Source organism: Viridibacterium curvum (genome assembly GCF_039544165.1).
In the GTDB taxonomy this organism is placed as follows: Bacteria; Pseudomonadota; Gammaproteobacteria; order Burkholderiales; family Rhodocyclaceae; genus Viridibacterium; species Viridibacterium curvum.
In genome coordinates, this window is record NZ_BAABLD010000002.1 from 451,362 (window position 1) to 464,127 (window position 12,766).

Here is a 12,766-nt window from a genome sequence, read left to right on the forward strand (position 1 = left end):
ACACACTACACAAAGGAGCTTGATCAATGGAATGGCTTGCCGACCCGAATGCCTGGATTGCCCTCGCGACGCTGACCGCGCTGGAGATCGTTCTCGGTATCGACAACATCATCTTCATCTCGATCCTTGTCGGGCGTCTGCCGCCTGAACGCCGCAATCTGGCTCGCCGACTGGGTCTCTCGCTCGCCATGGGGACTCGCATCCTGCTGCTGCTCTCGCTTGCCTGGATCATGCGCCTGACGGCGCCGCTATTCACCGTGATGGGCAACGAGATTTCCGGTCGCGACATCATCCTGATAGGCGGTGGCCTCTTTCTGTTGTGGAAAAGCGTGCATGAGATCCACAACTCCCTGCAGGCGCCGGACCATCACGAAGCTGCTGCACCGGGCGCTGCCGTCAGCTTCGCCAGCGTGCTTGTGCAGATTGCCATCATCGACATCGTCTTCTCGCTCGACTCGGTCATCACCGCGGTTGGCCTCGTTGACCAGATCGGCGTAATGGTGTCAGCGATCCTGATCTCGGTCGGCGTCATGATGTTTGCAGCGCGCCCCATCGGCGAATTCGTCGATGCCAACCCCACCATCAAGATGCTGGCCTTGTCGTTCCTCGTGCTGGTGGGTGTCACACTGATTGCCGAAGGCTTCGACACGCACGTGTCGAAGGGCTACATATACTTCGCCATGGCCTTCTCGGTCGTGGTGGAACTCATCAACATCCGGTTGCGGCGTGTCGCCAACATCCGGCTCAACAAGTCCATTGAGGGCTCGCCTGTCGATGGACAGTAATCGGACTCACACACAAGAATGATCACGCTTTACGGTATCCCCAACTGCGACTCGGTGAAAAAGGGTCGCACCTGGCTAGACGACAAAGGCATGGCCTACGCCTTTCATGATTTCCGCAAGCAAGGCCTGGATTCGGCCTTGCTGAAAGGCTGGCTGAAGCAGGCCGACTGGAAGGTCCTGCTCAACACCAAGGGCACGACCTGGCGCAAGCTGAGCGAAGAGGAACGCACCAATCCTGATCTGGCCAAGGCCACCGAGCTGATGCTGGCGTACCCCACGCTGATCAAGCGACCTGTCGTTGCGCATGCTGGCGGTCTGCTGGTCGGTTTTGACGCAGAACGCTGGCAGGCGGAGTTGTCGGCATGAGCAATTCAACCGATCTGGTACATCGTTTCCTCTTTGACGATCTCGACATCCGTGGTGCGCATGTACGCCTTGGCAGCAGCTGGCAAGCAATCCTCGCCGGGCGCGATTACCCCGCCCCGGTGAGTGCCGTGCTGGGGGAAATGTGCGCCATCTCCACGCTCATCGCAGCCAACCTCAAACAGGCTGGCCGGCTGACTTTCCAGCTCAGTGGTGACGGCCTGGTGCCCATGTTGGTAGTGGACTGCAATTCGGCACTCAACCTGCGCGGCTATGCGGCGCTGGAGGCGACGGTGCCCGCCAATGCCGATTTGTCGGCCTTGCTGGGCAACGGACGTTTGCTGATGACGCTGGACCTTGGGCAAGGTCAGGCCAAGCCCTTCCAGAGCTACGTCGCCATTGAGGGCAAGGACACCAGCGAAGTCTTCGCGACTTATCTCGAGCGCTCCGAACAGTGCGAAACCTGGTTGATGCTTGTGGCCGATGATCAGGTCGCCGCCGGTTTCTTTTTGCAGAAACTGCCTGATGCAGATCGTCGCGATGCCGATGGCTGGTCACGCATCACACAACTGGCACAAACCATCAAGCGAGAAGAATTGCTGGGACTGGATGCCGAGAGGCTGCTGACGCGCTTGTTCCACGAAGAAACGGTTCGTTTGTTCGAGCCCGGCAATGTGACGCATCACTTTCCGCCTGACCCGGACAAGATCACAGCCATGTTGCGCAGCCTGGGCCGCGAGGAGATTGAACGCATCCTGGCCGAGCATGGCGAGGTCCAGGTCAGTGATGACCTGTCGAACAACCACTATCGCTTCAGCGCTGACGAGGCTCGGCGACTGTTCGACGAGCCGCCTACCCTGCACTGAAAAAAGCCCGGTCTTGCACCGGGCTTTTTTACATCCTGCGTTGATTCAGCGATCCGCCCGCAACTCGGCAGGCGTGTCGTCATGATCGCCGTGCGGATGATGCCGCCAGGCTTCGATGTACACCGTGTTGGACTGTTTGATGAGACGCTGCGGTGCCTGCATGTTACGCAAACGGGTTTCTTCGCAAAAATGCGTCAGCATGCGTAGTGCCTTGGCGTAAAGACTGTGATCCAGCACGAATCCGGCCTCGACGAGCAGGGATTCGATTTCCTCCAGCGAATGCTCGGCAAGGCTGTAGCGCAGGTGCAGGGACTCGGGATGCTCGGAGAGTGAGACTGCGAGACCCGGCACGCATTGCAGCAGCGTCAAGGCTTTGGCGGCTTGTTCGCCATGTGCACTATCCAGACGCAATTCATGGCTGCAAAGCAGATCTTCCGCATCGGCGTCGTGACTGCGGTGCTTGCGGCCCGCCAGACGATAAGCAGTTTCACGAGGCATCATTTCAAGACACTCCTTCGCTGCACGCGCCGATGGGCGCAAAACCGAACCTGCTACCGGCTGATTACTTCCTGGCGCTGACCGCCGGCGCGGACGCCGAGGTCGGCACTGCCAGCGGCAGCCCCTTCAGATGCAATATAGCCTGAGCCAGTTGCCAGTCATCTTTGCTGCCGAACTCAGGCGGCGGCTTCAGGCTGTCCTTGTCATCATCCTTCTTGCGCGCCGGTTGCGGAGTCGGGGGAACGAAGGGTTCCGACTCGGCCTCCTTCGGGTTGGCCAGATGCTTGGGCAGGTCGGCTTCGCGTGTGTGGCGATCGACCGAGTCCGGCGTCTCTTCGACAGTGATGTCCGGCACGATGCCCTTGGCCTGGATCGAACGGCCATTCGGCGTGAAGTAACGAGCGATCGTGAGCTTCATCGAGGTCTGATCCGCAAACTTCATCTGGGTTTGCACCGAAGCCTTGCCGAATGTCTGCGTGCCGATGACGACAGCACGTTTGTAATCCTGCAGCGCGCCGGACACGATTTCAGACGCTGAGGCCGAACCGCCGTTCACAAGCACCACCATGGGCACCGACTTCAGCGCGGGCGGCAGGTTCTTCAGCACGTCACCACCTTCACCACGCGAATAGGCTTCAGGCACGGCCTTGTATTCTTCGCGGCCAACCGAGCGGCCTTCGGTGTAGACCACCAGCGAGCCCTTGGGGACAAAAGCTGCCGTTACGCCCACGGCGGCGTCGAGCAAGCCGCCCGGGTCATTGCGCAGGTCGAGCACGAGGCCTTTGAGCGGCCCCTGCTTGTAGAGCTCGCTGATCTGGCGCGACATGTCGGCCACGGTGCGTTCCTGGAACTGCACAACACGTACATAGCCGTAACCAGGCTCGACCATCTTCGAGCGCACACTGCGCACCTGAATGACTTCGCGCACCAGCGGCACATCGAAAGGTGTCTGGCCTTCACGGAAGATGGTCAAGGTAACCTTGGTGCCGGGCACGCCACGCATCTTCTTGACTGCCTGGTTGAGCGTCATGCCCTTGACGGTAACGTTGTCGATCTTGATGACGAGGTCGTTGGACTTGATGCCGGCACGGAAGGCCGGCGTACCTTCGATGGGCGACTCGACGCGCACATAGCCGTCCTTGGGTTCGACCTGCAGGCCGAGACCGCCGAATTCGCCGCGGATGCTCTCCTCCATCTCCTTGCTGCCTTCTTTGTCGAAGTAGGCGGAGTGCGGATCGAGACCCGAAACCATGCCGCTGATCGCATCGTCGATGAGCTTTTTGTCTTCGACCTGATCGACGTACATCTGCTTGATGCGATTGAAGGCTTCGGCAAGCTTGCGCGATTCTTCAACCGGTAGCTGTGCGGCAGGCACTTCACGGTCGGCGCGCGCGGCAAAGTTCAGGCTGATCAGTACGCCGATGCAGATGCCGCTGAATACCAGGCTGAACTGTTTGATCTTGCTGCCGCTCATCTTGACTCCGTCATCAGGGGGTAAGGCCGCTGACTACTTTGCTGCCACCCACCGCGCGGGGTCGGCGGGCTGTCCGCGATGCCTGATCTCAAAGTATAAACCCGATTCTTCCTGACCTCCGCTTGCGCCCACACCGGCAATCGGCTCGCCCATGCGAACCGTCTGCCCCGGCGTCTTGAACAAGGTGTCGTTGTTCGCATAAATCGTCATATAGCCGTCGCCGTGGTCAACGATGATCAGGTTGCCGAACCCCCGTAGCCAGTCGGCGTAAGCCACCTTGCCGTCGGCCACAGCACGCACTTCTGCACCTTCCGCAGCACGGATGAAAACCCCGCGCCACTGGCTGCCATCTCCCCGAGGACTACCGAAACGGCCAAAAAGTTCTCCTTTGACCGGCCAGCGCAGCTTGCCCTGCAGCCGGGCAAAGTTGCCGCTGGCGACTCCGGGCTCGGCAGCTTCCTGCACCTGGCGTCCGGAGGACGCTGCTGAGGACGTGCTGGACGCAGCCTTGACTGGTGCGCTGCTGCGACTTGCGGAAGCTGCACGGCGTGACTTGCGTTCAGCCTCTTTGGCGGCGTTCTCGCGTGCAATGCGCTCAAGCCCCTGCAGCAGCTTTTCCAGCCTTGCCTGGCTGCGTATCAGTTGCTGTACCTCACGCCTCTGGACCTTCAGCCGTTCGGCGACGTTCTGCAGCATGCGCTGGCGTCTTGCGCGCTCTTCCTGGAGCTTCTGCTGCTCGCCATGTCGCTCTCCCTCCAGCCGCAAAAGCTCGGCACGACGGGCTTCGGCGTCGGCACGCACGATCTGCAGGTCTGCCAGGGTCTTTCGGGCGGCTTCGATGGCCTGTCGTCTTTCCGCCGCAATCTGCTCCAGATAGTAGGCGTCGCGCGCCATCTGGTTCGGGTCCTGCCCGCCAAGAAGGCGCCTTGCGCCAGCCTCGCCGCCCTCGACATAAATGCGGTATAGCGTCGTACCGAGTTGTTTGCGCGATGCGGACAGCCGGGTTTCGAGTTTGTCTGTCTCGCTCTGCAGACGCAGGATTTCCCTGTCCATTGCCTGACGGTCATTGGCGATCTCGCGCAGGCGCCGCTGGGCGTCCGAAATGGCACGATCCGTGTCAGCCAGTTGCTCAATAACTTCGCCCTTGTCTTCCTCTCCACGCGAGATCTCGTTCTGCAGGCTGCGGATCTGTTCGCGTAATCCCTTCAGGGTTTCCCGGCTCTCTGCCGCCTGAGCCTGCACGCTGGCGCCCTGGGCATGGACAACAAAAAGGCCCGCACTCAGGAGTGCGAGCCCTTTCAGCCAGCGGGATGAACCGCAAATGACCCCGATCACGCCTTGGCTTTGCCCTGGTTGGCTACAGCGGCCATGGCCGCCGCAATGGCGTCCGCATCGCCCAGATAGTAATGCTTGATGGGCTTGAGATCGGCGTCCAGTTCATAAACCAGCGGTTGCGCCGTCGGGATATTGAGGCCGACGATCTCGTCATCAGCCACGTTGTCCAGATACTTGATCAGCGCGCGCAGGCTGTTGCCGTGAGCCGCAATGATGACGCGCTTGCCTGATTTGACGACGGGAGCGATGGTTTCGAGCCAATACGGTACGAAGCGGGCAACGGTGTCCTTGAGGCACTCGGTGCGCGGGAACTCGCCCGGTTTCATGTCGGCGTAGCGCGGATCGTTGAGTGTCAGGCGCTCGTCACCCTCTTCCAGCGCTGGCGGCGGAATGTCGTAGGAACGACGCCACACCAGCACTTGGTCGTCGCCGAACTTGGCTGCCGTTTCAGCCTTGTTGAGGCCTTGCAGCGAACCGTAGTGACGCTCGTTGAGGCGCCAGTGGTGCACAACCGGAATCCACAGCTGGTCGAGTTGTTCCAGCACGCCGTTGAGGGTCTTGTTGGCGCGCTTGAGAACAGAGGTATAGGCGATGTCGAAGCTGTAACCCTCCTTCTTCAGCAGTTGGCCTGCCGCAACGGCCTCGGCGACACCCTGTTCAGTGAGGTCGACGTCGGTCCAGCCGGTAAAACGGTTTTCCTTGTTCCAGGTGGATTCACCGTGGCGCATCAATACGATCTTGTACATGTGTCAGCTTCTGCCAGATGGGTTTCAGGGAGAGATGTGACCGCGGCAGGCGTTCGCGCCGCTGCCGGGATTGGTGATATTGTATCGGATCAACTGCGTGCGCTTGAATCGCGATCAAGGAAATGATCGCCCGCCCGGCAGATCATGACCTGCCTTGATGAGTCAGACTGCCAACGTTGCAATTCCTGCCCGTACCCCCATCTGTTTCGTTCGACCCGTCTTCGGCTTTCATACACTTTCCGCACACATGGATTTCCTGCTTCAACACTACAACTACCTGTGGCTTGCCATCGCCCTGACCTCGGGCATCCTGCTTTTCGGCCCGATGCTGCGCGTCAACCCCAACGCCATCTCCCCCCAACAGGCCGTGCTGCTGCTAAACCGTGAAGATGCGGTGGTGATCGATGTGCGCGAACAGGCTGAATATGCGTCGGGCCACGTGCCGAACGCACGCCACATCCCGCTTAAGGAAATTACGGATCGTGCTGGCGAACTCAAGAAGTTCGCCAAGCGTCCCTTCATTGTCGTCTGCCAGAGCGGCAACCGCTCTGCGGCGGCGCTGGACGCCCTGCGCAAGGCCGGATTTGAGCGCGTGTTCAACCTGAGTGGTGGCGTGGCGGCATGGAAAGAAGCCGGCCAGCCCCTCTCCCGTGCCTGAAGTCTTGCGATGGCTGTCAAAGTCCTGATGTATGCAACGGGCGTCTGCCCTTACTGCATCCGAGCGGAGCAACTGCTCCGCCGCAAGGGGGTCGAGGAGATCGAGAAGATCCGTGTCGACACTGACCCGGCCCGACGCGACGAAATGATCACGCTGACCGGTTTGCGTACGGTTCCGCAGATTTTCATAAATGGCAGGCACATTGGCGGCTGCGATGATTTGTACGCACTTGATCGCGAGGGCGGCCTGGACCCCTTGCTGTCAGCCTGAACCCCTTTTCATACCCACACTTCAACCTGGACTGTCTAAAAAATGGAACAACAAGACGCGCAGCAACCCGTGTTCAACATCGAGAAGATCTACGTGAAGGATCTCTCGGTCGAGGTGCCCAACGCGCCGCAGATCTTTCTGGAACAGAAGGATCCGAGCATCAACGTTGATCTGTCGACCAGCGCTACCCCGCTCGAAAACGGTTTCTTCGAAGTCGTCCTGAAAGCCACTGTGACCGCCAAGCTCGAAGACGAGCGCACCGTATTCCTGGTCGAAGCCGCCCAGGCCGGCATTTTCCTCATTCAGAACATCGGTCAGGAAGACATCCAGCCCGTACTGATGGTGGGCTGCCCCAACATTCTGCTGCCCTACCTGCGTGAAACCGTATCGTCGGCTACCAACCGTGCTGGTTTCCAGCCCGTGATGCTGACCCCGGTGAATTTCGAAGCGCTGTACATGGCGCGTCAGCAACAGCTGTCGCAACAAGCCGGCAACGCCTGAGACAAGCCACTGCCAATGCGTCGGCTCAGCTTTGCCATCGCCCTGCTCTGTTCGATGACCAGCGCTTCTGCGCTGGAATTCGTCAGTCTGGCGAACAATGCCATCGTGCTCGATGCCAATTCGCGTCTCGCCAAGCCGCAGTTCATCCTGCTCAAGGGCACACCGGTCGAACAACTGGTCGTGCTGGAGAGCTGGGTGAAGCTGCGTGAGGCCAGCGGTGGCATTGGCTGGGTGGAACGCAGTGCCATATCGGCGACCCGCTCAGTCATCGTTACCGCGCCTACGGCTGACGTCAGGCAAGCCGCGACGCCAGACGCCCCTGTCGTTTTCAGCGTGACGCGCGACCTGTTGCTTGAACCCGTCGACAAACCTGTTGGCCCCTGGATCAAGGTGCGCCACCGCGATGGGCGCTCAGGCTTCATCGAAGTCCGGGCTGTCTGGGGACTCTGACATGCAGATTGCCGTTCTCGGCGCGGGTGCCTGGGGTACCGCGCTGGCAATGAGTTATGCCGCCGGTGGACACGCCATAAGGCTGTGGACACTCGATGAAAAGCACGCCTCGGACATGCGTGCCCAACGCATCAATCAGCACTATCTGCCCGGCCTTACCCTCTCAGACAACATCCAGATCAGTTCTTCTCTGGATGAGAGCCTGCAGGATGCCGAGCTGATTCTGATCGTGACGCCCGTAGCCGGTCTGCGCCCGACGCTGACCGCGTTGCATCAGCGTGGCAACAAGGTTCCCGTCCTGTGGGCATGCAAAGGCTTTGAATCCGGCAGCGGACTTTTGCCGCATGAGGTGGTCGCCGAAATTCTGGGGGCACTGCACCCCTGCGGCGCCCTGACCGGCCCAAGCTTTGCGGCTGAAGTCGCCCGCGGCATGCCCTGTGCCATCACGCTGGCTAGCCAGGATGCGGCCTTCGCAGCCGATTGGGCGGCACGATTGCATCATCCCCTGTTGCGTCTTTATGCAAACGGCGATGTGATCGGCGCTGAAGTTGGTGGTGCTGTAAAGAATGTTCTGGCGATCGCAGCGGGTATTTCCGACGGCCTGGGTTATGGGCTCAACGCACGCGCAGCGCTGATGACGCGCGGGCTTGCGGAGATCGCCCGACTTGCAGAAGCACTCGGTGGGCGACGCGAGACCCTCATGGGCCTCGCCGGCATGGGCGACCTGATCCTGACCTGCACAGGAGATTTGTCACGTAACCGTCGGGTTGGTCTGGCGCTCGCCGAGGGCAAGGCGTTGCCCGAAGTGCTCAAGGAGCTTGGTCACGTGGCGGAGGGTGTGCTCACTTGCGAGTTTGTCGTTGAGCGCGCTAACCGCTTGCAGGTGGAGATGCCCATTACCCGCCTTGTCCATGCGGTACTCAGTGGTCAAATTCCGGCGCGCAATGCGTTGGAACAGTTGATGGCGCGCGATCCGCGCCACGAGTAAGCCCCTCTCCCGACAGGGAGTCCCGATTTGTTCTGTTCCGGGCGGCAAAACTTGCCTTTTTGCATGTCAGGTGACTTCCGTTTGTGATGGACTGCAGACCCTCATTGCAGCACATTGCCCCGCAAAATCGCCGCAAAGCATTGATATAAAAATGCTTTTTGCACATCCGCCGGCGCCGACGAACGGTCAGACCGTGCAGGTCACCTAACCCTGCAGAAGCCGGCAAAAGTCGCCGTAGTTGCACTCACAGGGCGGGAATTACAGCTTCTTGAAGCTCCCCGCCAAGCCGACCGCGAGGCACGGCGAAGTGAGAAACGCACATACATACAAGGAGCAGTACCATGGCAATGACGATCAACACCAATGTGGCTTCGTTGAACGCCCAGCGCAACCTCAATGGTTCGCAAGGCGCGCTGGCCACCTCCCTGCAACGCCTGTCTTCGGGCCTGCGCATCAACACAGCCAAGGATGATGCCGCCGGTCTGGCGATCTCCGAACGCATCCAGGCCCAGGTCAAGGGTTTCAACGTGGCTATCCGCAACGCCAGCGACTCCATTTCGCTGATGCAGGTTGCCGACGGTGGCGCAGCCCAGATCTCGGACAACATCCAGCGCATGCGCGAACTGGCTGTGCAAGCCGCCAACGGCACGCTGAACTCCGGCGACCGTGACAACCTCTCGGTGGAATTCCGCGCCCTGTCCGCTGAAGTCTCGCGTCTGGGTGAAGCGACCAAGTACAACAACGTCAACCTGCTCAATAGCGGCTCGACCCTGACCTTCCAGGTTGGCGCCGGTACGACGACCAACGACCAGATCACCGTCAGCACGGTCGATATCCGTGCTTCCACGCTTGCGCTGGACTCCGGCTCGATCCAGATCTCGACCGCCTCGCTGGCGCTGGCTGCGATTACTAACCTCGACTCGGCCATCAACACCATCACCACGACCCGTGCGCGCTTCGGTGCCGCTCTGAATCGCACCGAGGCCGTCATTTCGTCCTTGCAGATCGCCGTCGAGAACCAGTCGGCTGCCCGTGGCCGCGTGGTCGATGCCGACTTCGCGACGGAAACCGCGTCGCTCTCGCGAGCGCAGATCCTGCAACAGGCGGGTACCGCCATGCTTGCACAGGCCAACAGCCTGCCGCAGCAAGTGCTAAGTCTCTTGCGTTAAGCAGTTGTTTGATGGGGCGGGTCTTCAGCCCGCCCCCTGAATAAAGGAGGCCGAATCATGGCAATTCCGAACATTGGTCAGGTCAGTCAGGCACTGCCTAAGTCGGGTGTGGCACCGGCACGTGAAGTGTCGAGTGTTGCGCGGACGAACGAGGAGGCGGCAACCTCTCAACCGGCCGCTCCCCCCGCTGCGCTCAGTCCCGAGCAAATTGATCGTGCGATGAGCGAGGTTCGTCGCATGGTCAGTCCGGTGGCACGAAACCTGCAGTTCTCCATCGACGACGAAACCGGTCGCTCTGTCGTAAAGGTCGTGGATGCGACCACGAACGAGGTGATCCGTCAGATTCCCAGCGAAGAATTGCTGCAGATCACGCGCTCGCTTGACAGGCTGTCTGGTCTCTTCGTCAAACAGAAAGCTTGAAGCGCTCGCTCCCTGGCGAGCGCTGACCTTCAGGAGACGCAGCCATGGCAACTGGCTCAATCACGTCAGCTGGACTCGGTTCCGGCATCGATATCGAGTCGCTCATCACCAAATTGATGACGCTTGAACGCACGCCAATCACCCAGCTCGAATCGCGCCAAAGCAGTTTCCAGACAAAGCTGTCGTCTTACGGCACGCTCAAAAGCACGCTTTCCAGCCTGCAGGATGCGGCAGAAAAGCTGCAGACCCGCGACAGTTTTGCCGCTCGTACGGCAACAATTGCCGACAGCAGCATCGCCACGGTGTCAGCCAGCAGCTCGGCCTCGGCTGGCAGCTATTCCCTGTCTGTTGAAGCTTTGGCCCAGAACCAGAAGGTACGCAGTACTGGCTACGCCGATGGCGCCACAATTGCCACGGGTACCTTGACGCTGACACTGGGCAACTACAACGCGGACACCACGACTTTCACCGCGGACGCGGCCCGCACTTTCTCTATCACCATCAACAGCAGCAACAACACCCTCGAAGGGCTGCGTGATGCGATCAACGCGAAGAAGGCTGGCGTCACGGCAACGATCATCGATAACGGTACTACCCAGCAGCTGTCGCTCAGCTCGGACAGCTCTGGTGCCGACAACGCTTTCAAGCTCAGCGGACTCACCGGCTTCGACTTCACGCCTGGCGCAGCTTCGACGCTGACTTCGACCCAAACTGCGCAGGATGCCAAGTTCACGCTGGACGGCATCCAGATAAAACGCAGTAGCAACACCATCACCGACGTGGCCGACGGCTTGACGATCAATCTCAAGAGCAAGACAGCTGCGGCCACGACGACCACGATCAGCGTGGCGACGGACACCACGGCCATGCTCAAGCAGATCAACGATTTCGTCAGCGCCTACAACAGTGCTGTCGGCCTGATGGGCAGTCAGACCAGCTATGACGCGACCACCAAAAAAGGTGGGCCGCTCAACGGCGAGAACTCGGTACGCAGCATGCAGTCGCAGCTGCGCAGCATTGTCGGCGGTGCTGTAGGTTCTACGGATGGATTCTCCCGACTCTCCGACGTCGGCATCTCGGTGGGTGTCAACGGCAAGCTCACGGTCGACTCCACCAAACTGGAAGCCGCCCTCAAAGACCCGACCAAGGATGTCGCGAGCCTCTTCATCGAGGAAGGGGGCGTCAAGGGCTTTGCCGCCAAGCTTGCAGACAGCGTTGAAGCAATGCTCGACACCGATGGCACTCTGACAGCTCGCACGGATGGCCTGACCAAGTCCATCAGCGCCATCGACGATCGCATTTCCAAGCTCGAAACGCGCCTTGAAACCGTTGAAGCCCGCTATCGCCGCCAGTTCTCGGCGATGGACAGCATGATCGCCAGCCTTAACAGCACCAGCACCTTCCTGACCCAGCAACTTGCGTCACTGAGCAGCTGAGCCAATACCGAAAATTCGCAGGGATAAAGACACATGTTCGCCACACAAACTGCAGCGGCCTATGCCAAAGTCGGTATCGAGACAAACGTCAGCACCGCAAGTCCTCATCAGCTGGTCCTGATGCTCTTCGATGGCGCTACCTTGGCCATCAACAGCGCAGCCATATCCATGAGCAACGGCGACATTGCGGCCAAAGGCTCTTCCATTTCGAAAGCGATCGAGATCATCACCTACGGACTCAAGGCCAGCCTGGACAAAGGTGTCGACAGCGACCTGCCGGCACGTCTGGGCGCCCTTTACGACTACATGTGTGAACGCCTGTTCTACGCCAATCTGCACAACAGTCAGGCGGCCCTTAACGAAGTCTCGAGTCTGCTTGCCGAGCTGCGCGGTGCCTGGGCAGAAATCGGTAATGCGGTGCCATCCACTCAGGGCTGAGACCATGCCGCACGAACTGGAACACTACGAAACCATGTGCCGCATCAGCATCATGATGCTGGAGGCCGCGCGCCAGAACGACTGGACAAGGTTGGGACTACTCGAAGCCGAGGTAGCAGGGCTGCGCGATCACCTGCAAGCCTTGGGCGAAGCCGGCAAACCGTCGGAGTTGTCGGAATCCCAACGCGCGCGCAAGCGTGAGCTGATCCAGTTGATGCTGGACCATGACCGCGAGATCCGTCAGCACACCGAACCCTGGATGGCCAGCATGCGCAGGTTGTTCGCCGGAGCCAGCATCGAGAAGAACCTGCGCAAGGCCTACGGCACGGGTCACTGAGGGCACAGGCCATTGAGCCCGTAGCTTCATCT

Annotated in this window: 17 protein-coding genes; 13 read left to right on the forward strand and 4 right to left on the reverse strand. The window is 60.1% G+C overall.

Features of this window, described 5'->3' with window-relative positions:
* Positions 1-26 precede the first annotated feature (26 nt).
* The 3 genes from ABEA02_RS03290 to hslO are packed head-to-tail and all read left to right on the forward strand — an operon-like array spanning position 27 to position 2,014.
* A complete protein-coding gene (locus ABEA02_RS03290; RefSeq protein WP_345531401.1) occupies positions 27-785 on the forward strand; it encodes a TerC family protein in 759 nt (252 codons plus the stop codon).
* 18 nt (positions 786-803) lie between these two features.
* Positions 804-1,151, forward strand: a complete 348-nt coding sequence (locus tag ABEA02_RS03295; protein ID WP_345531402.1) for an ArsC family reductase — start codon at positions 804-806, stop codon at positions 1,149-1,151.
* Entirely contained in the window at positions 1,148-2,014 is an 867-nt protein-coding gene (gene hslO / locus ABEA02_RS03300) for an Hsp33 family molecular chaperone HslO (protein WP_345531403.1), read from the forward strand. The genes ABEA02_RS03295 and hslO overlap by 4 nt, the downstream gene beginning before the upstream one ends.
* A gap of 45 nt (positions 2,015-2,059) precedes the next feature.
* Here hslO and ABEA02_RS03305 read toward each other — a convergent pair whose 3' ends face one another.
* From ABEA02_RS03305 to gpmA, 4 genes are all read right to left on the reverse strand, one after another.
* Complete coding sequence (locus ABEA02_RS03305) at positions 2,060-2,515, reverse strand: hypothetical protein (protein ID WP_345531404.1); 456 nt, start codon at positions 2,513-2,515, stop codon at positions 2,060-2,062.
* A gap of 61 nt (positions 2,516-2,576) precedes the next feature.
* A complete protein-coding gene (locus tag ABEA02_RS03310; protein WP_345531405.1) occupies positions 2,577-3,986 on the reverse strand; it encodes a S41 family peptidase in 1,410 nt (469 codons plus the stop codon).
* A 33-nt stretch (positions 3,987-4,019) separates the two neighbouring features.
* A complete protein-coding gene (locus tag ABEA02_RS03315) occupies positions 4,020-5,228 on the reverse strand; it encodes a murein hydrolase activator EnvC family protein (protein WP_345531406.1) in 1,209 nt (402 codons plus the stop codon).
* Positions 5,229-5,317: 89 nt separating this feature from the next.
* On the reverse strand, positions 5,318-6,067 hold the full coding sequence (gpmA, locus tag ABEA02_RS03320; RefSeq protein ID WP_345531407.1) for a 2,3-diphosphoglycerate-dependent phosphoglycerate mutase: 750 nt from the start codon (positions 6,065-6,067) through the stop codon (positions 5,318-5,320).
* A gap of 247 nt (positions 6,068-6,314) precedes the next feature.
* On the opposite strand from gpmA, the gene ABEA02_RS03325 reads away from it, so the two are divergent.
* The 10 genes from ABEA02_RS03325 to ABEA02_RS03370 all read left to right on the forward strand — a co-directional run bounded on the left by ABEA02_RS03325 (position 6,315) and on the right by ABEA02_RS03370 (position 12,734).
* Positions 6,315-6,725 (forward strand): rhodanese-like domain-containing protein, encoded by a 411-nt coding sequence (locus tag ABEA02_RS03325; RefSeq protein WP_345531408.1) that lies wholly within the window; start codon positions 6,315-6,317, stop codon positions 6,723-6,725.
* 9 nt (positions 6,726-6,734) lie between these two features.
* Positions 6,735-6,995 carry a glutaredoxin 3 gene (gene grxC / locus ABEA02_RS03330; protein ID WP_345531409.1) on the forward strand — a complete coding sequence of 87 codons (261 nt, stop codon included), beginning with the start codon at positions 6,735-6,737 and terminating at the stop codon, positions 6,993-6,995.
* 42 nt (positions 6,996-7,037) lie between these two features.
* The gene (secB, locus tag ABEA02_RS03335) at positions 7,038-7,496 is read left to right on the forward strand and encodes a protein-export chaperone SecB (RefSeq protein WP_345531410.1); all 459 of its coding nucleotides are present in this window, start codon (positions 7,038-7,040) and stop codon (positions 7,494-7,496) included.
* Positions 7,497-7,511: 15 nt separating this feature from the next.
* Positions 7,512-7,946, forward strand: coding sequence for an SH3 domain-containing protein (locus tag ABEA02_RS03340; RefSeq protein ID WP_345531411.1), 435 nt, complete (start codon positions 7,512-7,514; stop codon positions 7,944-7,946).
* A 1-nt stretch (position 7,947) separates the two neighbouring features.
* Positions 7,948-8,934, forward strand: a complete 987-nt coding sequence (locus ABEA02_RS03345) for an NAD(P)H-dependent glycerol-3-phosphate dehydrogenase (RefSeq protein ID WP_345531412.1) — start codon at positions 7,948-7,950, stop codon at positions 8,932-8,934.
* A gap of 341 nt (positions 8,935-9,275) precedes the next feature.
* Positions 9,276-10,103 (forward strand): flagellin N-terminal helical domain-containing protein, encoded by an 828-nt coding sequence (locus ABEA02_RS03350; RefSeq protein ID WP_345531413.1) that lies wholly within the window; start codon positions 9,276-9,278, stop codon positions 10,101-10,103.
* Between the two features lie 57 nt (positions 10,104-10,160).
* On the forward strand, positions 10,161-10,523 hold the full coding sequence (locus ABEA02_RS03355) for a flagellar protein FlaG (protein ID WP_345531414.1): 363 nt from the start codon (positions 10,161-10,163) through the stop codon (positions 10,521-10,523).
* A 44-nt stretch (positions 10,524-10,567) separates the two neighbouring features.
* Positions 10,568-11,959: a flagellar filament capping protein FliD gene (gene fliD, locus ABEA02_RS03360; protein WP_345531415.1), complete on the forward strand. Its 1,392-nt coding sequence runs from the start codon at positions 10,568-10,570 to the stop codon at positions 11,957-11,959.
* Positions 11,960-11,992: 33 nt separating this feature from the next.
* Positions 11,993-12,397, forward strand: a complete 405-nt coding sequence (gene fliS / locus ABEA02_RS03365; RefSeq protein WP_345531416.1) for a flagellar export chaperone FliS — start codon at positions 11,993-11,995, stop codon at positions 12,395-12,397.
* 4 nt (positions 12,398-12,401) lie between these two features.
* The gene (locus ABEA02_RS03370; protein ID WP_345531417.1) at positions 12,402-12,734 is read left to right on the forward strand and encodes a flagellar protein FliT; all 333 of its coding nucleotides are present in this window, start codon (positions 12,402-12,404) and stop codon (positions 12,732-12,734) included.
* Positions 12,735-12,766: the final 32 nt, after the last annotated feature.